Here is a 20636-nt window from a genome sequence, read left to right on the forward strand (position 1 = left end):
CGACCATCATCAATAGGGAATGTAAAAATCGCTGTTAGAGTCAGGGGGGGTTACTGATACTTATAAATAGCTCACGTAGGCAGCCACCAATCTCTGTAGAAAACACCGAGAAGTTGCGGATGGCTCTTTTTGTTGTAGCGGTTTGGTCGTCGAGGTGTGAGTTTGTTGTAGCGGTTTGATCGTTGTAGTGTCGGGAGGTCATCGGTGAGGTTTCGTTGTAGTGTCGGGGGGTCATCGGTGAGGTTTCGTTGTAGTGTCGGGGGGTCATCGGTGAGGTTTCGTTGTAGTGTCGGGGGGTCGTCGGTGAGGTTTCGTTGGAGTGTCGGGGGGTCATCGGTGAGGTTTCGTTGTAGTGTCGGGGAGTCATCAGTGAGGTTTCGTTGTAGTGTCGGAGGGCCATTGGTGAAGTTTCGTTGGAGTGTCGGGGGGTCATCAGTGAGGTTTCGTTGGAGTGTCGGGGAGTCGTCGGTGAGGTTTTGTTGAGGCGTCGTTGGGGGAGTGTGGTGTCTCACTTGGACTGGAGAACGCACTGCGCATGGTTTCGAAACGTGCGGGGTACCTTGCGGTGGACTACTCGTGGTGTTCGCTGGACGATCTTCTGATACGGAGTCGTGAATTCATTGACGCTGATTTGGGGTCCAAGCGCGTCCGTAGCTGATCCTCAGAGTGGCTGGAACCGTATGCTGGCAGCAGCCGTTCGGATCGCTTGCGTGTGTGTCGCGTTCTTTCTCGGTGGCGGTTGGGTGTTTCAAGATACGATAGTCGCTGCGATTCGTTGAGAGAGTGCGTTGACAGTCGCCAGTTCATACAGACGCACTGGGCTGTCCGTGAGTTACTTTTGAGCTGTCCAGACCGATCGTTCAGGTGGGCTCGCTCCTGGCTCGCGTCTGGCCGCAGTATGGGCTGGTCATGTCTCCGCGTGGGCTCTCGTTGTGCGCTGTTGTCTGTGCGTTCAGGGTAGTGTATGAACGGTCCAGCCTTAGTCTGTGAGCGCTTCGAACTGTGGCCTCTGGTAGTTGGGGAGCCTCCGGTGCGTGCTGCTGGCGTGGTAACGTGAGCTGTACTGGACTCGTCAAGAGCGAACACGTGATCTCTGTCAGGTTCCTGCTAGTGTGCCGGAAGTTTGCGTCGAGAGTACGGGCGGTTTGCGTGAAGATCGCTACAGGACCATTGGAGGATCGTCGGAAGATCGCTGGAGGATTGCTAGAGGATCGCTGGAGGATTGCTGGAGGATCGACGGAGGATCGCTGGAGGATTGCTGGAGGATCGACGGAGGATCGCTGGAGGATTGCTGGAGGATCGACGGAGGATCGCTGGAGGATTGCTGGAGGATCGACGGAGAATCGCTGGAGGATTGCTGGAGGATCGACGGAGGATCGACGGAGGATCGACGGAGGATCGACGGAGGATCGACGGAGGATCGACGGAGGATCGACAGAGGATCGACGGAGGATCGATGAAGAATCCTTTGAGGATCGCTGGGATATTGGGAGAGCAGTCGTGGGAATGTATTGGTTCGACGACGCCGATGAGTTCGGATCGATACTGCTTGCCAGGATGCTCTCGATACCAATACAACGCATACTGAGACAGCTGCGCCCGATTCTTGATTTGAGACCTCGTAGACAACAGCCTGTGATACGACCCGGCCCCCCAGACTGAGACACCACCGATCCCAGCTGGACGGCACGCTGGAGGGCACCGATTGAGCTGTAAGGAATAGACCACCAAAATCGCATGACGAGAGCAACTTCAAGGCACCAAACACCGACTGATATAATACTAATATGAAGCCATCACTGCGGGGTGACCAAGAGCCGACGGCAGCCATCTCAGGAGGGACCCAAGACAGCAACCAACCCAACCACTCGCAACACACCCCAAGCCACGTCGGTGCCAACCCACCAACCAAATTCGAGTTGGGTACGCTCTGTTGTATCAGCCCCAACAGATCCCGACTACTGAATCGCTGTCAGTAGCCGACTCCAGTCGAAACAATCCCCGCAGCAAGAATCGGTAACACGGTCGCAGTCGATCGACGACGCACCAATCGGGCCGGGATGTGTCCCAGGCCGACCAACCCAGTCCCGACGACGCACTATCGACCGTCAGTCGCGATGTCCCGGGTCAACGCTGACCGAGTCGCGATCGGAACTCTCACGATGACGAATCACGCCTGCCACGACAGCCAGAACTGATCCCAGACTGAGAGCACTCCCGCCGAAACGGTCCCCACCACTTGACGCCGAATCAACTCCACCGCCGAACCGATCACGCTCTCCACAAACCGATCCCAACAGCGAGTCGGAAAGTTGGAATCGGATCTCCGGATCTTGTATGTCACTACATGACACACTCAACGGAGTGTAACTGACCCACCTGACTGGCCGCTGGAGTGGTCGCGGAGAACTCCCGACCCAAGGGTTTGTGACTCCGCCTCATGGTTCAGCAGCTGACTGCGACTGCTACATTGACGAGTCACAGTGGAACTCGATCCACAATCGATCCGCGAAACTGACCAACAAGGGCGACCGCACCCAAACGGATCGCGGTTCGAGTCGTTGCGTGACTACTCGCTGCTCGGGTGGAATCGATTCGGATTGGCCGGCCCCGGTCGTGCGAGAAGATGCCATCCAATTGGCTCTCGCGTCAGCATCGCAGATCGAAGCGTCCCCGTCGCAGCTCAACGCGGCCGTGAGCAAGACACCGTACCAGTACTGGACACCAATTTCTGTTGGCGGACACACCAGTGGTGGATCCACCACCCAATGCGAACAAGTAACACGATGTGTAAGTACCCTCCCAATATCGACGCATCAAATAGAGAGTATGATAGAACAGTACGTATATATAAGAATATTTATATTCCAATCGATTGAAGTACATTTGAAAGAAAACTATTGGGAACAGCGGACCGTATTCGTGGATCTTGCTGTGCGCCTTCGAACGATCTATCCCAACACTGGAATGACCCATGAGACGCCTCTAAACGCCGATTACTCCGCGATGGCCCAGCCTGCTTCGGTCCGGCTTGACTGCTCGTTGTAAGGATGTCGACCGGTATTTTCAACAGGGGCTTTGTCATCCCACTCAACCGTCTCAAGAATCTCCTGTTGATCGACGCGCTCGCGGGCCGGTGGTTGATACGTTAGCCCGATAGATTCGAGTTTTCGGGGTAGATAGTCGGCCGCGTACTCGACGTCAAACTCGGTTTTGAGGATGGCTTCGACTGTGGCTGTCGAGACTGGTTGTCGCTGGGCAATCTCGTCAAGAAACGCTGTCTCTGCTGCCGGTGATAGTTTTGGTGGTCGTCCGCCGCCATAGTCCGGGAGTAAGCCGTCAACGCCGCCCTCGTTCCACTTTTTCCGCCACCGATACCCCGTTGATGTTGAGCGTCCCTCTCGAGCAATTGCGTCCGACACGGAGTCTCCCTGATACAGATTCTTAATAAATCCGAGTCGCCGAGCGTGTTTGCCGCTCTCGGCCGCTTTCAGCTCCTGATCCAGTGCTGTCTCGGAGAGGTGTCGTTGGACGGGTCCTGAGTCGCTCATTACCATCGATATTCCCAGTTGTTTTCTAAAGTATGTTGGTTGAGGACTGTTTCTGTGCCTGACCAGTCTACTGGGTCAGCGTTGGGTTCCAATTGGTCGTCGAAAGGTATTGGCGCTCCGTGCGAGCGCTATAGAGCGGTGGGGCCCTAGCGGTGGCCGCCACCTGTCGGTTCGCCTAAAATGGTCGGGAAATTACTCTGCCGCTCCTGGGTCCCTCCTGAATCAGTACTCACGTTCTCTCGGCAGGGGTGATACGTATCGTTATTAGTATTATATCAGTCGGTGTCTGATGCCCCAAAGTCGCCGCCTTCTTGCGGTTTTCAGCATCATAGCCCCACAGTCATATTGATGCCCCACACCGTGCTTCGCAGCGGTCCGACATGGAGATCGCACCGGCCTCCATCAGAGGTGGTCTGTGAGTTCCCGCCGGGGGCGGTCTGTGAGTTCCCGCCGGGGGCGGTCTGTGAGTTCCCGCCGGGGGCGGTCTGTGAGTTCCCGCCGGGGGCGGTCTGTGAGTTCCCGCCGGGGGCGGTCTGTGAGTTCCCGCCGGGGGCGGTCTGTGAGTTTTGTCGACCGCCCCCAGTGAATTTTCGCGCGCTCGGTTTGTGAATGAGGCGCTGAGTGCGATCGAACTAGCATCGACCGGGAACGAGACGCTCGAGTGTTCGTCGATCGACTTGCGAAGGGAAACAGCTAGCTGGTGGACGTAGGTGATCGGAACGTCGTCAAAGACACCGCCGAACCGGTCGACGGTCTGGACCGCCTCGTAGCCGACGATCACGACCAGCCCGTCGGCCCCAGCCTTGACCGCCGTCTCAAAGACGTGCGCGAGCAGGAGGCGCCCCGCAACGTCGACGAGTCCCTTCCGCCGTCAGCTCGCCGAGGCGACTGCCACGCCCGGCAACGGGGATAACCGCGTCCATACGCGAGACTCTACACGCCGGTTACCTAACCCCATCGCCGGGACTACCGGGTCCAGAAGCTACGTTGGCGGGCTTCGATCTCCGAACGCACCGTCGAGAGGACGTCACGCCAGTCGCTCGGGTGTGTCGTACCGTCGCCGAAAATTGGGGCCTCTGGTTCCGGGTGGACGTGGTCACGGGCGGTGTGACAGTCGTTTGCGGCGATAGTCTGAAGTACACAGACTACGAACTAACAAATATGACCGCTGATCACGACGGCGTTCGTTCGGACGGCGGGATCGACGCGCTGGACCCGCCACCGAGAGATGTGATGGATGAAGAGACGCTCAAGCCAGAGACGCTGGCCCGGAACGCTCCGCGACTCGAGACAGTCGTTCAGCTGCTCAACAACCCAGCGCTGGCCCGCGTCTACGTCTACGTCTGTTACTGGGGGTCGGTTGCCCCGCCGGAGATCATGGAGGCACTCGATATCTCGAAATCGACGACCTACGAGTACGTCGATCGGCTGGTCGACCTCGGCCTCGTCGACCGTGATGACTCGACGCGCCCCCAGCAACTGACTGCCGATCCGATCGTCATCGTCGAGCAGTACGCCCCGATCGTCATCACACCAACCGTCCTCCACGCCCTCGCGCTCCAAGAGGTCGACGAGGACGTCGCATACTTCATCGACCGCTACGGTATTGGGAAGCTCATCGCTGCGCTACGGGGGGCTGGACTCCATTTCGCAGGCAAGACAACCCAGCGGATGGTCGCCGCTGATATCGACGTTCGCGAAACGGAAGCAATGATGATCATCTACGCACTCAAACCGGCACTGGTTGTTGGCCGAGACCACGATCCGTTCTTCGAGTATCTGTTCCCGGATGTGGATGACGAAATGGATCTCCCCGACCTTGACGAAATATCTGATGCCCCGACCCGCTCGTCGGATCTCGATAGGTGAGTCGGTCGAATGGACGCCGACACACCATTCTCTGCTGACCAGGACATCCTTGTCGACGCGAATATTATCTACGCAATCGGCAGTCCTTCGAATCCTCAGTATCAGCGCTTCCGGAGTGCAGTGCAAAATGCTGGCGTTGTCTGTGAATCGCCTCGGGGTCAAGCCCCGAGGCTTCCTGTTTCCACGACGCGCTTTGCAGACACCGTAGTGGTGTCCGTAGAGAGCGCAGTCTCCACAGGCGTGTCTTCGGGCCATTCCAGCCCTAGCTCAGAAAAACCACGTTGCAGAATATTCATCGCCGCATTCGCGTCACGGTCACACTCGAACCCACAACTCGGACAGGAATGTTCCCTGACCCAGATTGGCTTCGCAGTCTCAACACCACACGACGCACACTCTTTGGTCGTCCCTTCGGGTTCAACCTGCTTGACGTGACAGCCGTACAGGTCGGCCTTGTATTCGAGGAGCCTAATGAACTGTCGCCACGCCGCATCCTGCTTGTTGCGGGCGTTGTGCGACTGTTCGAGCATCCCCTTCACGTTCAAGTCCTCGACGAACACGGCGTCGTATTCACGGACGAGCCACGTCGTGATCTTGTGCTGGTAGTCCAGCACTTTCCGACGAATGTGACGCTTCACCTTCGCTACTTCCCGACGTTGCTTCTCGTAGTTGTTCGACCCCTTCTCCTTGCGAGACAACTTGTGTTGCTCGCACTGGTGTCGTTCGTACTCGTCTTCAAGATCAAGCCAGTCCACGGTCTTGCCATCCGAAGTGTGGATGTAGTTGAGAATACCGAGGTCGATTCCAACGCTGTTACTCGCGTCAAGCGAGTCCACGTCGGGCTTCTCGGGCAGGCCAGCGTCGTCGGTTTCGAGGCCGAAGGAGACGAACCACTCGCCGGTTGTCTCTTTTTTGATCGTGACTTCTTTGATGTCCGCTTCATTCGGGATGTCGCGGTGATAGCGGATTTTGATGTCACCGATCTTGGAGAGCCAGAGTGTCGCGTGTCGGCCACTCGTGTTTTTGAGTTCGAAGCCGGACTGCGAGTACGTCATACTCTGGGCCTCCCGAGGTGACTTCCACTTGAGTTTCCCAACTTTCCGTCCGTTCTCCTTTTGCTCGGTGAGTCCTCCGAGGTTCTGGTAGAACCGTGTGACTGTTCGTTGCAGAGCCTTCGAGTTGACTTCTGAGAAGATGGGGAACTCGTCTTTCCAGTCGGGGAGTCGGTAGTGGTGTTTGTACGCGGATCCGATGGTGTCGGCGTCCACGTTCTCATACTCGTACAGAGTGTAGTTGTACGCTTGGCGATGAACGTCGATGTGGTATTCCAGTTCAGCCGCTATCGCTTGTGTCGGATATGCAGGGTAGCGGTGACTGTACTCCATCGCTGTCTCTTGATTAGCGATGTGTCCGCTTAATGGTTTGTGTCACAGAGTGTCGGATTCAACCCCGGGATCAAGCCCCGGGGCATTCCCCTTGCATTCCGTAAACTCCCTAGGCGCGTGATCGGTGAACTTGGAGGACCAGAGACGGACCGTGTTCGAACGGCACTCGACGAGGGTTGGGCAACGATCATTGATGCCCCCTCACCGACGGATGGTGATGCTGTCGCCGCGAGTGATATCGCCAAACGAACTATTGCGAACGAAACCGATCAGCCCGAACACGAGGTCGAAAAAACGGATGCGATTCTGGCCGGGTTAGCAATCCAGTACGTCAGAGACCGTTCAACGGCGGGTGTTATCGTCCTCACAGACGACAAGCCTGCTAAGAAGGGCATCGAGAACGCCGTCCGGGCGCAAGGATACACAGACACGATCGCGGTTCACGGATTGGAAGACATCATCGGTGACGATTCGGGCGACTCGATGCGGCTGATCTAGGTCAGGAGATGGCCGTTGTGCGGAAATCCCTCGGCCACTTAAGAACCCGCGACCACAGCTGCGCGCCTCGTTCCTGCGGTGCTTGGCGCGGTCAGGAGACGATCGAGGCGGCCTCGTCCTAGCTGACCGCGTCCATACGCGAGACGCCACACGCCGATCGCCGAACCCCATCGACGGGACTACCCGGTCCAGAAGCCACGTTGGCGGGCTTCGATCTCCGAAAGCACCGTCGAGAAGACGTCACGCCAGTCGGTCGGGTGTGTCATATCGTCGCCGGGTGTCGGTGCGTCCGGTCCCGGATGGATGTGGTCACGGGCGTTGTGCCCGGACGGATGCCTATCCCACCGATGATTGAACGCCCCCGTCCCGTGCGCTTCGTGATAGTGAAGCGAGAAATCCCCGTTTTCGAACCAGACAATCTCTAGACGGGCACTCCGAACCCGCCCTGGGTATAATCGTTGATCGTACTGACAGACCAGCCGTTCGGGCGCAAAGCCAGGCTGATCATTGACTTCGGTGAACCGATTGTCCGTCGCGAGACGCTCGCGGATGACTTCTAGCCGGTCGAAATCGATCGGTCCACCGGAAATCGAACCTCCCGTCTCGTCCTCGCAGCCGGCAGTCATGCCGCGGATTCGCGATCTATAGCTTCGCCGGACGCGGGGGTGAGTGCTCGTTCGAGGAGAAACACACGACGCCGAGCGGTTTCCCACGACGAGAGTTGCTCCCAGACGTCCTCGATGGACTGGTCGCTTGCTGCGGCATACTGTGTGATCGAGATGCCCGTCGGGGACTCGGCGTCAAATTCAGCTGCGAGTGCGTCCGCCCGCTCTGATTCCGACTGTAGCAGGTCGAGTAACTCCTCGGTAGCGTATTCGCGTCGGAGCGTTTGGACGCGTCGCCAGTTCAGGTACTCTTGATTCCGTTCGTAGGTAGCTGGCGAATCTGTGACCTTCGTGACGATGCCCATCCGTTCGAACCAGTCCAAGTATTCACGTGCGGCGTCGACCCCGTGTCCCGCACGCTCGGCAACTTCACCTGCTGTCGCCGGATCGTTGAGTCCGAGCACGGCATCGAAAAAGTCGTCCCGTGTTCGATCACCACGAACGACCTCCTCCGGCGGGGTCAACGCATCGAAGTTCGGCACCCGTTCGTCGGTGTCGGCTTGAATATCCGAACCCGGATCTTCCATACGGTACTGTGCGGTCCAACACGTGATAAAACTTTCTTGGACGGATTATCCCGCTTCAAATACAGGCGACACCGGCCAACTCGTCGACCACAGTGTCGATCGACGTCTCGAAAACGTGCGCGAGCAGGGGTCGCCCTCCTCGACGAGTCCCCTCGGTCGGTCCGCTGTCAGCTCGCCGCGTCGACTGCCGCACCCGGCGGTGGGCATGACCGTATCCATAAGCGGACCGGCACTCACGAGCCATCTCAAGTCGTCGGTCTCTCAAATCGAGGGGGACAGGCAACTCGCACAACTCGGAATCGGCGTCACCAAACATGTCCACGAGGGTCGTCCCGGAACGCGGCAGTCGATCCGAGGTGGCAGAGTATTTATCCATGGCTCCGACCTAGAAGGTTATATGTCCGGGCTCGCGGAGGATCTCGACGCCATCGCAGCCGCCGGCGGCTACGACGACACCGACGCCGTGGTCGAGGAGGCCGTCCGTGAGCTGTTGCGTCGACGTCCGGAGCTTCGATTGTCGCTCGCGGTCGAAAAGTATCGAACCGGCACCGTGAGCCTCAACCGGGCGGCCGAGCTCGCCGGCGTCTCCGCGGAGGCGTTCAAAGCGGAACTCGCGGACCGCGGGATCGACCGCGACGCCGGCTTTCTGGACGACTCTTCCCGGGAGGACAGGCTGGAAACCCTTCGCGAGTAGATCGGCGGATGGCGCTCGTTGACAACAATATCTTGAGCTCGCTCGCCAAGATCGACCGGTTGGACCTGCTACCGTCGGTGTTCGAGACCGTCGAGACGCCGCCGTCGGTCATCGACGAACTCGACCGTGCTGAAGTCGACGGCTACAACTTTGTCTCTCGAATCGACGCGGTCAAATCGTACAACGACGGCTGGCTCGAAATTGCCGCCCCGACGCGAGCCGAACTCAAGCTGGCGGACGACATCGTCGATCACGCGCTCTCCTCGACCGACGCGCGGTGCCTCGCGATCGCGTCCCAGCGCGACGCTCGGCTTGTGACCGATGACGCCCACGTCGGCACGCGCGGAAAACAACTCGACGTTGAGGTCTGGGACCTCGTGCTGTTGTTACGGAGAATCGAGGAGAAAGCCTCGCGCTTCAGCGCGGGGATGAATCCGACACTACCCTTCACGGTCCACCGTTCGATGGCACGGCTGGATATTCCACGCTGCTCCAATACACACATTCAAGTAATCTTGTCTACATAGGTTACGTATGGCGAAACAGGTCGTTACCCGCACTTACACTGCTTCCATACGGAACCAGTCGCGGGTACAAGACGACCTTGATTCGCTCGGGTTCGCAGCCAGTAAGCTCTGGAACGTCGGACGGTGGACGTGTAGTCGGATCTGGGATGAAATCGATCACATCCCGAACCACAACGAACTCACCACGTACCTCAAAAGCCACGAACGCTATGATGACCTCCATTCTCAGTCAAGTCAGCGAGTCCTTCAAGAACTCGCTGAAGCGTTCAACAGCTGGTACGGTAACCGACAAAACGGAGAGACGAAAGCGAACCCGCCCGGCTACCGCAAACACGGCGACGAACACCCGCGTTCCACAGTCACATTCAAGCAGAAAGGCTTCAAACTCGACACGCAGTACGACCGAGTCCGACTCTCAAAAGGATCGAACCTGAAAGAGTATTGGTCAGACTTCGTCCTGTGTACGTACCAGACTCGCCCCGACGTTGATCTCTCCAAGGTGGAGAACGTCCAACAAGTCAAGATTGTCTGGACGGGCAACGAGTGGGTACTACACTTTATCTGTAAGGTCGAAATGGACGTGGCTGAGGCCCCCGGTGAGAAGACTGTGGGTATTGATCTCGGGATCAACAACTTCGCCGCGCTCGCCTATGAAGACGGTCACAGCGAGTTGTACCCGCTCAACTGCTTGAAACAGGACGACTACTACTTCAGCAAGCGAATCGCTCGGTGTGACGACACGGACTCCGAGCAGGCCACCCGGCTGAACCAGAAGAAGTCAGCTCGCCGCACACACTACTTCCACACCCTCTCGAAGCATATCGTCCAGCGGTGTGTTGACGAGGAAATTGGAACTATCGTGGTGGGCGATCTCTCCGGTATCCGTGAAGATGCGGAGAACGGCGAGTCAAAGGACTGGGGGAAACACGGCAATCTTGACCTACACTCGTGGGCGTTCGACCGATTCACCGACCTCCTCGAATACAAAGCCGAGATGGAAGGCATCACGGTTGAGCAAGTGTCTGAGCGGGATACCTCGAAGTCGTGCTCGTGCTGTGGCCGGAAGCGTGACGCGAACCGTGTTGAACGCGGACTGTATGTCTGCGATGAGTGCGGTACAGTGGCGAATGCGGATGTGAACGGCGCTGAGAACATTCGACAGAAAGTATCTCCGAATTCACCGAATCTCTCGGTGAATAGGAGTAACGGCTGGTTGGCACAGCCATCGACGTTCTTGTTTGACAAGGAAACAGGTGCGTTCGCACCTCAAGAACGGGTTACGTCGTAAACCACAATATCCCAACCCAGCGGTGCGGTGCCGTGGGAATCCTCGCGCTTCAGCGCGGGGAGGATGTCAAAGGCGGCGATCCATCGTGGCGTGATCGCCACGAGTGAAGGGCTGTCGACGCTCGTCGACGAGCTACGAGAGCAAGATGGCTACCGATTCTCCGAGGCGGACCGGAAGTCCCTGTTTGAGACTATCGACAAAGACGGGTGATGCGCTCCAGACAACCGTCATTCTCGCGCGTACTCGACGTCGAGCGCGAGATCCTCCTCGGTGTAGTGTCGCTCCACCCCGCGTTCTCCGAGGAGCCGATGGAAATCTGCCTTCGAAAGACCGGCTAGCTCTCGTGCCTTTCCGAAGGACAGGTACTCCTCCCGGTACAGCGACACCGCGAGTTCCTGCCGGACGATCGGTTCGCGATCCTCCGGTGGTGCCGCGATCGCGTCCAACACGTCCGACGGGAGATCGATGCTGCTCATGTCGTTGGATCCGGCGTCGTGCTACTTAGTAACGCCGTTCGTCCACTCGCTTCAGTCACGACGTTTGTTGCCTTGACGCCGTCTCGAAGACGTGCGCGAGCAGGGGGCGCCCCGCCACGTCGACGAACCCCTTCGGTCGGTCGCCGGTCAGCTCGCCGAGTCGACTGCTGCGCCCGGCAGCGGGGATGACCGCGTCCAGACCAACACTAGCACACCACCAATCTCAATCCGTTGGCAGGCCTTACTCGTATATTCTCAGCTACAGTAGTCTTGACTACAGTAGTCTAAACTATGATAGTCTAAACTACGTTATCTGCGCGTTTTATATACGGGGAGCCGACAGTGAGCACATGCCCACGTTCGTCAACCGAGAACGGGAACTCAACAGGCTCCACGAGCTATACGAAAGTGATTCCGCGGAATTGAGCGTCGTCTACGGACGTCGGCGAATGGGAAAGACAGCACTCGTCGTCAAATCTATCGAAGATCGCGATGACGCGGTGTATCATCAGGCAGCACACGGGACGACGGAGCAGCAACTCGATTCTTTCATCGCTGATGCTGCAACGGTGTTTTCGGGGATCAACCGGATTCGGAAAGACTGGGAGAACGTTCTCACGCATCTCGCCGAACAGGATGCGATCGTGATTCTTGACGAGTTTCCGTATCTCGTAGACGAAAACGAAGCGCTCCCCTCTCTCATTCAGCGGCTCTGGGATCACAACGTCGTCGATACGGGCACGACCTTCGTGCTGACTGGCTCGGCGATCGGGATGATACACGAGATAGCGATCGACGGAAGTTCACCACTGTATGGCCGGATCTCGAAACGACCGAACGGGAAACTCGAGATCGGCCCGTTACCGTTCGGCGCCGGCATGAGCTTTTTCCCGAACTACGCGCCGGCTGAGCAAGTGATCGCGTACGGTGTCTTCGGAGGAACGCCGGAATACCTCCGGGCTGTAGACGACACGCAGTCACTCCAGGGAAACATTACGGACACCATGCTGCTCCGTGATGGCGGCCTCCACGAGGAGCCCGAGGATGTCCTGTACCGGGAACTGGACGAGGTGGATCGGTATTTCGCCGTTCTGAAAGCGATGGCGGAGGGGAATCACAAGCGAAACGAGATCATTCAGGCTGCCGGCATCAACGCCAACAGCGCGAGTTACTACCTCTCCCGCCTGCGAGAGCTCCAGATAATCGAGCAGGAGTACCCAGTCACCGTTGATCCTTCCCGGAGTCGGAACAGCCGATATCGGATCCGGGACCAACTGTTCGCGTTCTGGTTCCGGTTCGTCCACGGTCGTTCGTCCCGGTACGAAGTGTTCGGGGCGGATGCGTACGACGAACTCGTCGAACCACACCTCCCGGACTTCGTCAGTTCGTCGTTCGAACGTCTCTGTCAGCGGGCACTCCTCTACGAGTACGGGGATGTGTACACGTTCACGGAATCTCCGGGTCACTGGTGGGACACCGACGGACGCGAGATCGATATCGTGGCCCCGACGAACGGCGATACGTTACTGGTCGGGGAAGCGAAGTTCCAGCAGCAACCGATGGGGTACGATGTTCTCGCACAGCTCGAACAGGAGGTACCCGAGATTGAGTGGGCGCCGACCGACGGCGACGTGAACTACGAGTACGCACTGTTCAGCCGAAGCGGGTTCGCGTCGTCACTGGAGGAAGCGGCCAAAGAGCGGGACGACCTCGGTTTGTTTACTGTTGATGACGTCGTTGAGGTGCTATCCGAGTGATGTTTTCATCTCGAAGGCGTCGCCGAACCGCTCGACGATCTGGGCCGCCTCGTACCACGACCAGCGGGCCGACCCCGGCGTCGACTGCCGTCTCGAAGACGCGCGTGAGGAGGGGTCGCCCCGCCACGTCGACGAGCCCCTTCGGTCGGTCCGCCGTCAGCTCGCCGACTCGACTCCCCCGACCCGCGGCGGGGATGACCGCATCCAAGTCACGAGACGCCACCGCTGGTCACCTGACTTCATCGACGGGACTATCGCTTCCTGTGACTTCCCATGGCTCGCGGCTCGACGGCCGATCGATTCCGAGCCGCCGGGCGACCGTGATATTCACAAACGGTTTTGTCGCCCGGCACGTACAAACGCGACATGGTGGAGTCGAATCACGACGGGTCGGCGATCGACGGTGTGGACGTGGCGGCGCTCCGCCGATATCTCGCGACGACAGATGTCCGCTTCGCGGTTCTGTTCGGCTCCCGAGTCCGGGGAGAGACACACGACTCGTCCGACGTCGACGTCGTCCTTCGATTCCCCGAGGAGCTATCCCCGAAAGAACGCTTCTGTCGACGGAACCGTATCGATACGGATCTCCAAGGGTATGCGGACGACTTCGTCGACGTAAGCGACATCGAAGACCTTCCCCTTCCGATCGGACGCGCAGCCCTCCGGGAAGGAGTTCGGCTGGTCGGTGACGAACGAGAGCTCACCGCCTACCGTGAGCAGATAGACGCCGAATACGAGCGAACTGCCGCCGATCGGGAACGGGACCGGCGCGAGTTCATCGATCGGCTTGCGAGAGGAGACATCTAGATGGTCGACGAGGAGGTCGTCGCGACGACGTTCGAGACGTGGACCGCGCTCCAGAAGGTGACAGATCAGACCCGCGCGAACCTAATCGCCGACATTGTCGGCCACCCACAGGGGGCCCCGAGCGTCCGGGAGCTCGAGTACATGAACCCCGCGCTCGGCGAGGACGCGATCCGTCGCCACCTTGGAGTGTTACAAGATGTCGGCGTCGTCGCGGAACTGGTCGTTGAGCCGGGGAATCGGGTGCGCGGGTACCCGTACAAGTTCTACCAGCTCACCCCGCAGGCGCGAGCGCTGTTCGATCGGAATGACCTGTTCCCCGCGGACGCCTGGCAGCGGCAGTACGCTCGCGTGGAGAAGACCGGTGAGATCGCTGAACTCGAAGCGATGCCGCGGCCTGAGTGACTCCTTCTGGAATCGTCTCTCTGAGGAAACTCGGATCGCAGAGTACCGTCCGCTCACCGCTGGGATTCGAACAGCGTCGCGAGTTCTGAGATCCCATACAACGACGCGTCGGAACGATCGTCGACGATAGCCCGTAACTCGTCCGTGAAGCCGCCCCGCGAAAAGAGCGCGTACCGCACCTCTCGGTCGGTTCCTTGCCACCGGACCTCCGATTCGAGCGCCGTGAGTTTGTCAAATACCCCGGGACCCACTGGTTCCGTGGTCCACTTACACTCCCCGAGAAGCAAGGTCTCAGTCTCCCGATTGACTCCGGCGACGTCGATCTCCTCGCCGCCGTACCACCAGCGGCCGACGCGTGAACAAGAGACGGGAAACCCCGGCGTCCGGACCGCCTGCTGGCACACCGTTTCGAAGGTCCGACTCGTGTGCGTTGGGAGCGTCTCGGCGATCGCCGATCGAACCGGTGCCGTCCGCCCCTGTTCAAGCGTTCCCCGATTAGGTGCCACGTACCGAAACCAGAACCGGAGAAAATCGTCCGTCAGCCGATACAGTCCCCGGCCGTCAGGGTCCGTCACCGGATGCTCCTGCTCGAGGATCGCCAACTGCGTGAGGTTCTGGAGATACCGGGAGAGGCTGCTCGCGTCGCGGCCGATCTCGTTGGCGATCTCGGTAACGCGTGTCGCGCCACCGGCGATGGCTTCGAGGATCGCCATATACGTCGCGGGCTCACGGAGCTCTTGGCGTAACAGAAACTCCGGCTCCTCGTACAGGAACTCACCTTTCGAGAGGATGGATTGCTCGACGTTCTCGAGGAGGCTCAGTCCTGGATCGAACTGTTCGAGATACGCGGGAACGCCTCCAAGCACACTATACAGCTGGATCTGCGTCTCCAGATCGTCGTCCGGGAAGAACGCGCGAACGTCCGCGAACGAGAGCGGAGCGAGCTCCCACTGTCCGGTTCGGCGCCCGTATAGTGGGCTCTCGTAGCTTAACACGCCCTCCTCCATCATCGAAATCGATGACCCCAACAACACGAGCGAGACGTCCGTTCCTGCGAGTACGTCGTCGACAACGGTCTGAAACACCGACGGGATCGTGTCGTCCTCGTCGACGAGATACGAGAACTCGTCTAACGCTACCACGCACGGCCCGTCGACGCGCGCCGTGAGATACTGAAACGCCTCGACGAACCCGTCGACATCCGGAGTGATATCGTCCAACGCAGCAGCGCACTGTGCCGCAAATCGCCGAGCGTTGTGCGTTGCGCCCCGCTCGTCACAGAGATAGTAGACTGACGTGTCTTCGAGTGCGTCGAGCGCCGTCGTCACCAGCGTCGTCTTCCCTACCCGCCGTCGCCCGTATACGACGAGGAGCTGTCGCTCGGCTCGTGAGAGATGCGACGTGAGCCATTCGAGTTCAGTTTCTCTGTTTATCATTATGCGTGCGATAATATTATCGTGTTCATAATAGTTGTTCGGGTCCGTTGTGGCGATCGTTCTCCGGGTTTCAGTACAAGAAGGCCGCCCACAGTTTCAGCGCCGGCGTTGTTCGAACTCCTGACGTTCACCACGTTGCTGTTGGCAGCGTCCGGTTCGTATCCGCCATATTGGCTACATACGTGACGTCACGTGTCTGCTGGTCGTCCCTGTCGATCACCGGCGGACCGTTGAAACAGCCGTATCGAGTTGGGAGGGTGTTTTGTCTGTCGGCGTTCAATAACACCCTAGCATGGGCCTGTACGACGACGTGCTGGTCGCAGATGGCGTCAGGCTGCCGAAATTTCCGGCCGACGCCAGTCCGTCCGATATCGGGTGGCAGACGAAAGAGATCGGTCGGCCAGCCATGCAAGCGTACAAGCTGACCGCAGACGGACGACTCCTGCGACGCGAGCGGGAGTTCCGTGAGAAAACGTCTGCGGAAAAGCAGGCGGTGGCCGCCGATCACGGCTTTGAATCATGGAACGAGTACGTCTCATTTTGCGATGACGCCGACCCGGATGACCGCATCCAACGTGGAATCGGTCTTGGAGCGCCGGACTCTCGGACCGTCGACGAGGAGTTCTGGCTCGATCACAATATGCACGGCAGTTTCGAGTTCCACGGTCGGAGCGACGACATCGAAGACGGATTTCACTGGTCGTACGAAGCACGGTTCACACGCGGGGAACTCGACGCTATCGTCTTTCTCGGCGAACGAGGCGGCGGTTCCCCCGACGAATACAGGCCCGAGGCGCCCGTCTGCGTCGAGTTTTAACGGCCCGGACGAAAGCGGAATTCAACTACGACTCCCGCACTAACGGTTCGTACCACTCGCGGTTCGCCTGATACCACTCGATGAACTCCCCGACGCCTTCCGCGATCGTCCGCGATGGCTCGTAGCCGATCACCTCGGCGGCCTTCTCGACGGAGGCGTGCGTGTGCTGGGCGTCGGCCTCACGGGCGGACTCGTACTCGATCTCTATCTCGGGCGCTAACTGATCTCGTACCGTTTCGGCTAGCTCCTGAATCGAGATGTTGTCCGAGCTCCCGATGTTCAACACGTCGCCGTCGGCCGCGTCCGATTCCAACAGCGTCCGATTCGCGTCCACCACGTCGGCTACGTACGTGAAGTCGCGCGTCTGCTGACCGTCGCCGTAGATCACCGGCGGCTCGTCGTTCACACACCGCGAAACGAAGTTCGAGATGGCCATGTTCGGCCGCATCCGCGGGCCGTACACGGTGAAGTAGCGGAGACACACCGTCGGCAGCCCGTGGAGCTCTGTGTAGACACGCGCCATATGCTCTTGGGTCAGCTTCGTCACGCCATACGGGCTCACCGGCTCGGTCGGGTGGTCCTCCTCGTAGGGGAGCGACTCCGGTTTCCCGTACACCGACGACGAACTCGCGAGGATCACGCGCTCGACGGCGGCCTCTTTCGCGGCCTCCAACAGCGTCACCGTCCCGCCCACGTTGATGTCGGTCACCTTCCGCGGCTCTGCGACGCTCGTCCGGACGCCCGCCTGGGCCGCCTGGTGGACGACGGTATCGGCGTCGGCGACGACCTCCCGGACCGTCTCCGCGTCGCGCACGTCTCCTTCGCGGAACGTGTACGACCCGTCGTGCTCGCTCGCGACCTCGCGGTGGATGTCGAGGGTGTGCTCTTTGAGCCGCACGTCGTAGAACGGTTCGAGGTTGTCGAGGACAGTCACGTCGTGGCCGTCGCGGAGGAACGCCTCCGCGAGGTGGCCGCCGATGAAGCCGGCCCCGCCGGTGACGAGAATACGCATATCGAGGTGGTCGCTTCCCTGCGTGAAATGTGTCCTGATCCCATCGCGAAGAGGGAATGGGTTGGAGATCACGTCGTCTATTGACTCACGGGATCACTTCCACCCACTTCCAAGCGTCAGCATGGTTGCCGTCGTCGTTCGGCCGTCCGTATCGGATCTCACACGCGTCATCGGGAATTCCGTGCTTCCGTAGGCCGACAACAGGGTGGGCGAGCTGTGGGAGTCGACGGCCCCTGACGGAGGCGGGCGCGCAGCCGGGGCCGCCCACGACACCGGTCACAGTGAGGTCGTGTCCGCCGCTCAGATCCACCCATCTGGTACGACCTCGACTATCGCCGTTCGATCGGCGTACGCGTCGTCGATCCGGCGGATAGCAGTCAGCACGTCGCCAACGGGCGGTTGGTCGACCTGGTCGAAGTAGAGACATCCGCACTGGTCGGATAGTTCGAAGAAGTCGTCATCTGCGGTCAACACCACGTACCCGTTTTCACGAGCGTGCGCCGCGATATCGAGTCCGTCGCACGGGGATCGAGGGCGTCCCGAACGGTCACCGCTCGGAGATCAGCATTTTCGAGGTGGAGCCCCCGACCTCAAGGAGCGAACGGAGTGAGCGAGTAGGTCGGGGAGGAAACCGACATGGGACGACACAACCACCACACCTCGACCGACTGACTCCCGACCATATAACTACCATCGGGTACTCCCTGAAACTATGGGCGTGCGTCGAACCGCCGTCGTGAAACTTGCCGTTTCCGACGAGCAACGCGACGCACTCCACCGAACCGCCCAGCAATACCTGTACTGCGCGAACCGAACCGCCGACTACTGTTGGTCTGACACCTCCTACGCCGAGTGTAAGACCAACAAGCGAGAGGTTCGTGACGCGCTCTACGCCGAACTTCGAGAGGAGACAGACCTACAGGCCCAACTTGTTCAAGCCGCTATCAAACGCGCTGTCGAAGCTGTCAAAGCGTGTGTCGAACGGTGGAAAAAGGGACAGCGCGTCTCTCAACCGACGTTTACCGCCGAAACGATGGACTACGACACGCGGAGCGCGACCTTCTACCGGAATAAGGTGTCGCTGGCAACTGTTGAGGGCCGAGTCAAACCGTCGTTCGTTCTCCCGGCAGACAATCCGACGCCCTACGAGCGGTACGTACTCTCCGAGAGCTACGAGTTCCGTGAGAGTACGCTTCGGTACGACGCGGCCACTGACGAGTTCTACCTCAACATTTCGACGCGGCGGACAGACGGTGACGATGAGGTTTCGGAAGATACCGGGCACTCCGACCAAACGGTCCTCGGTATCGACCTCGGCGTCAACAGCCTCGCTGTGTCCTCAACCGGCACGTTTTGGCAGGGGGACGACTACGACCACTGGTGTCGTGAGTTCGAGAAGCGACGTGGCGAGATGCAACAACGCGGCACGCAGGCCGCACACAAGGCCCTGCTTCGCCTCGGGAAGCGAGAGGAAGCCTGGCGCAAACAGTACATCCACACGATCGCCAACGAACTCGTCTCGGAAGCCGTCGAACACGACTGCGACGTGATCGCATTCGAGGACTTGAGTGACATTCGAGAGCGGCTTCCACACGCGAAGTGGCACCACGTCTGGGCGTTCCGACGCCTGTTTGAATACGTCTCCTACAAAGCCCCTGAACAGGGCGTCTCCGTAGAGCAGGTCGAGCCGACCCATACATCCCAACGCTGTTCTCGGACGGACTGTGGGTTCACGCACGACGGCAACCGCCAGGGCGAACACTTCGAGTGCCAGAAGTGTGGGTATGAAGTGAACGCGGATTATAACGCTGCAAAGAATATTGGCGTGCGGTATGCTCGGAAGCGACAACACAAACTCCGTTCCTCGCCCAAGTCGGGGAGCGGAGACGCACCAGTAGACGTGCGTGTGAATGGTGGGACGTTGAACGGTGAGAGTCACCAGCCTATTGCTGGCGACTGATTGCCGGGAGTCCACATCAAAGCCCTACCCTCAAGGACCGAGGCGCGGAGCGCCGAGGGAGTAGGGTAGGGTAGTTTACACGCCTGAATACAAGCCTTGACGTACCGTCGCGCGACGTTCTGATCACAGAGCAGCCGCATCACCGTGGTGCTCGACTCTCGTCGGCTAACCGCTCACGGAACCGATTTGCTTCCGTGCTGATCGCGTCCATCTCTTGCGGGTTCGCCTCGTAATAAGTGAGAGCGGCGTCGATCTCGTCTGGCGTGAGGTCGAACGCCTCGGCGACGGCCGCGGTCGACCAGCCCTGTTCACGAATCAGTGACCCGATCTGGTGGACACCGACCCGTGTCCCTTCTACTCGTGGCTTTCCGCCGAGTACGTTTGGCGTCGAAACCACGGGGATTGTCACGCTCATGCTAAACGCTTCGCTGTGAAGCGTCATAATGCTTTGCCGGACGGTAGTCGCTGAGTGGAGTCGGCTCTGGCAATGTGAACGGGGCCGAGAACATCCGACAGAAAGTATCTCCGAGTCCCGCCATGGATGGCGGTGATAGGAGTAACGGCTGGTTGGCACAGCCATCGACGTTCCTGTTTGACAAGGAAACTGGTGCGTTTGTACCTCAAGAACAGGTAACGTCGTAAACCACAATATCCCAACCCAGCGGTGCAGTGCCGTGGGAATTCTCGCGTTTCAGCGCGGGGAGGATGTCAATGACGCCGATCGTTGCTGCGACCTCAGGTGAAACCCCTTCCACCGCGAGCGCGACACCTGCCATTAATATTGGGTGTAAATAACAATACATTGGATGAGAAGATAGATGGTCAAAACGGTTGAAACATAATTAAGATCTAATTTTGGTGTACAAAGGGCGCTAAAATGGCTCTTGTTTGGTGCCGAATAAGCCGAAGGATATACATGCGTCCGTGTGTAGTATTGTACACAGTGAGATATACTGGAGGTTCCA

At 59.1% G+C, this 20636-nt stretch carries 22 protein-coding genes and 2 pseudogenes; 13 read left to right on the plus strand and 11 right to left on the minus strand.

All coding sequences use genetic code 11. The features are described from left to right. Window positions 1–1053 precede the first annotated feature (1053 nt). Window positions 1054–1662: a hypothetical protein gene (locus tag EO776_RS02160; RefSeq protein ID WP_129452325.1), complete on the plus strand. Its 609-nt coding sequence runs from the start codon at window positions 1054–1056 to the stop codon at window positions 1660–1662. A gap of 1334 nt (window positions 1663–2996) precedes the next feature. Here EO776_RS02160 and EO776_RS02165 read toward each other — a convergent pair. Then, window positions 2997–3551, minus strand: a complete 555-nt coding sequence (locus tag EO776_RS02165) for a helix-turn-helix domain-containing protein (protein ID WP_176450633.1) — start codon at window positions 3549–3551, stop codon at window positions 2997–2999. Between the two features lie 700 nt (window positions 3552–4251). On the opposite strand from EO776_RS02165, the gene EO776_RS18820 reads away from it, so the two are divergent. Together EO776_RS18820 and EO776_RS02175 are read left to right on the plus strand one after the other, a co-directional pair. After that, complete coding sequence (locus EO776_RS18820) at window positions 4252–4464, plus strand: hypothetical protein (protein ID WP_176450632.1); 213 nt, start codon at window positions 4252–4254, stop codon at window positions 4462–4464. Between the two features lie 248 nt (window positions 4465–4712). Beyond that, entirely contained in the window at window positions 4713–5420 is a 708-nt protein-coding gene (locus EO776_RS02175) for a DUF7437 domain-containing protein (RefSeq protein WP_129452326.1), read from the plus strand. A 158-nt stretch (window positions 5421–5578) separates the two neighbouring features. Here the strand turns inward: EO776_RS02175 and EO776_RS02180 are convergent, their stop codons facing one another. Next, on the minus strand, window positions 5579–6805 hold the full coding sequence (locus tag EO776_RS02180; protein ID WP_099289076.1) for an RNA-guided endonuclease InsQ/TnpB family protein: 1227 nt from the start codon (window positions 6803–6805) through the stop codon (window positions 5579–5581). A 102-nt stretch (window positions 6806–6907) separates the two neighbouring features. On the opposite strand from EO776_RS02180, the pseudogene EO776_RS02185 reads away from it, so the two are divergent. Continuing rightward, window positions 6908–7303: pseudogene (locus EO776_RS02185) on the plus strand (hypothetical protein); the annotation flags it as partial. Between the two features lie 179 nt (window positions 7304–7482). Here EO776_RS02185 and EO776_RS02190 read toward each other — a convergent pair. Continuing rightward, window positions 7483–7929: a hypothetical protein gene (locus EO776_RS02190; RefSeq protein WP_129452327.1), complete on the minus strand. Its 447-nt coding sequence runs from the start codon at window positions 7927–7929 to the stop codon at window positions 7483–7485. Further along, window positions 7926–8495: a DUF7342 family protein gene (locus EO776_RS02195; RefSeq protein ID WP_129452328.1), complete on the minus strand. Its 570-nt coding sequence runs from the start codon at window positions 8493–8495 to the stop codon at window positions 7926–7928. Before EO776_RS02195 ends, EO776_RS02190 begins: the two co-directional genes overlap by 4 nt. A 397-nt stretch (window positions 8496–8892) precedes the next feature. Between EO776_RS02195 and EO776_RS02205 the strand changes: the two genes are divergently transcribed. From EO776_RS02205 to EO776_RS02215, 3 genes are read left to right on the plus strand one after another with little or no spacing between them, the layout of a single operon-like run. Then, entirely contained in the window at window positions 8893–9189 is a 297-nt protein-coding gene (locus EO776_RS02205; protein ID WP_129452329.1) for a UPF0175 family protein, read from the plus strand. An 8-nt stretch (window positions 9190–9197) separates the two neighbouring features. After that, window positions 9198–9716: a hypothetical protein gene (locus EO776_RS19175; RefSeq protein ID WP_222104447.1), complete on the plus strand. Its 519-nt coding sequence runs from the start codon at window positions 9198–9200 to the stop codon at window positions 9714–9716. 7 nt (window positions 9717–9723) lie between these two features. Further along, window positions 9724–11004, plus strand: coding sequence for an RNA-guided endonuclease InsQ/TnpB family protein (locus EO776_RS02215; protein ID WP_129452330.1), 1281 nt, complete (start codon window positions 9724–9726; stop codon window positions 11002–11004). 227 nt (window positions 11005–11231) lie between these two features. Here EO776_RS02215 and EO776_RS02220 read toward each other — a convergent pair whose 3' ends face one another. After that, window positions 11232–11480, minus strand: a complete 249-nt coding sequence (locus EO776_RS02220; protein ID WP_129452331.1) for a UPF0175 family protein — start codon at window positions 11478–11480, stop codon at window positions 11232–11234. 55 nt (window positions 11481–11535) lie between these two features. Beyond that, entirely contained in the window at window positions 11536–11679 is a 144-nt protein-coding gene (locus tag EO776_RS02225) for an NTP transferase domain-containing protein (protein ID WP_129452536.1), read from the minus strand. A gap of 151 nt (window positions 11680–11830) precedes the next feature. On the opposite strand from EO776_RS02225, the gene EO776_RS02230 reads away from it, so the two are divergent. Next, window positions 11831–13237 carry an ATP-binding protein gene (locus EO776_RS02230; protein WP_129452332.1) on the plus strand — a complete coding sequence of 469 codons (1407 nt, stop codon included), beginning with the start codon at window positions 11831–11833 and terminating at the stop codon, window positions 13235–13237. Here the strand turns inward: EO776_RS02230 and EO776_RS02235 are convergent. Beyond that, a complete protein-coding gene (locus tag EO776_RS02235; RefSeq protein WP_246041479.1) occupies window positions 13200–13460 on the minus strand; it encodes an NTP transferase domain-containing protein in 261 nt (86 codons plus the stop codon). The genes EO776_RS02230 and EO776_RS02235 overlap by 38 nt on opposite strands. A gap of 182 nt (window positions 13461–13642) precedes the next feature. Between EO776_RS02235 and mntA the strand changes: the two genes are divergently transcribed. Next, window positions 13643–14044 carry a type VII toxin-antitoxin system MntA family adenylyltransferase antitoxin gene (gene mntA, locus EO776_RS02240; protein ID WP_241997605.1) on the plus strand — a complete coding sequence of 134 codons (402 nt, stop codon included), beginning with the start codon at window positions 13643–13645 and terminating at the stop codon, window positions 14042–14044. Further along, window positions 14045–14446 (plus strand): helix-turn-helix domain-containing protein, encoded by a 402-nt coding sequence (locus EO776_RS02245; protein WP_099289072.1) that lies wholly within the window; start codon window positions 14045–14047, stop codon window positions 14444–14446. It begins immediately after the preceding gene. 53 nt (window positions 14447–14499) lie between these two features. Here the strand turns inward: EO776_RS02245 and EO776_RS02250 are convergent, their stop codons facing one another. Beyond that, a complete protein-coding gene (locus tag EO776_RS02250; protein WP_129452334.1) occupies window positions 14500–15882 on the minus strand; it encodes an ATP-binding protein in 1383 nt (460 codons plus the stop codon). Window positions 15883–16174: 292 nt separating this feature from the next. Here EO776_RS02250 and EO776_RS02255 point away from each other — a divergent pair, with 292 nt between their 5' ends. Beyond that, complete coding sequence (locus EO776_RS02255) at window positions 16175–16699, plus strand: hypothetical protein (RefSeq protein ID WP_094520782.1); 525 nt, start codon at window positions 16175–16177, stop codon at window positions 16697–16699. Window positions 16700–16724: 25 nt separating this feature from the next. Here EO776_RS02255 and EO776_RS02260 read toward each other — a convergent pair whose 3' ends face one another. Together EO776_RS02260 and EO776_RS02265 are read right to left on the minus strand one after the other, a co-directional pair. After that, window positions 16725–17711 carry a GDP-mannose 4,6-dehydratase gene (locus EO776_RS02260; RefSeq protein WP_094520783.1) on the minus strand — a complete coding sequence of 329 codons (987 nt, stop codon included), beginning with the start codon at window positions 17709–17711 and terminating at the stop codon, window positions 16725–16727. A 300-nt stretch (window positions 17712–18011) separates the two neighbouring features. Further along, window positions 18012–18185, minus strand: a complete 174-nt coding sequence (locus EO776_RS02265) for a hypothetical protein (RefSeq protein ID WP_241988301.1) — start codon at window positions 18183–18185, stop codon at window positions 18012–18014. Between the two features lie 238 nt (window positions 18186–18423). On the opposite strand from EO776_RS02265, the gene EO776_RS02270 reads away from it, so the two are divergent. Beyond that, entirely contained in the window at window positions 18424–19671 is a 1248-nt protein-coding gene (locus tag EO776_RS02270; protein WP_129452335.1) for an RNA-guided endonuclease InsQ/TnpB family protein, read from the plus strand. Window positions 19672–19810: 139 nt separating this feature from the next. Here EO776_RS02270 and EO776_RS02280 read toward each other — a convergent pair whose 3' ends face one another. Continuing rightward, window positions 19811–20086, minus strand: coding sequence for a DUF433 domain-containing protein (locus tag EO776_RS02280; protein ID WP_129452336.1), 276 nt, complete (start codon window positions 20084–20086; stop codon window positions 19811–19813). Window positions 20087–20151: 65 nt separating this feature from the next. Between EO776_RS02280 and EO776_RS02285 the strand changes: the two are divergent. Further along, a pseudogene (locus tag EO776_RS02285) lies at window positions 20152–20313 on the plus strand (RNA-guided endonuclease TnpB family protein); the annotation flags it as partial. Window positions 20314–20636 lie beyond the last annotated feature (323 nt).

The organism is Halorubrum ezzemoulense (genome assembly GCF_004126515.1).
Taxonomy (GTDB): Archaea; Halobacteriota; Halobacteria; order Halobacteriales; family Haloferacaceae; genus Halorubrum; species Halorubrum ezzemoulense.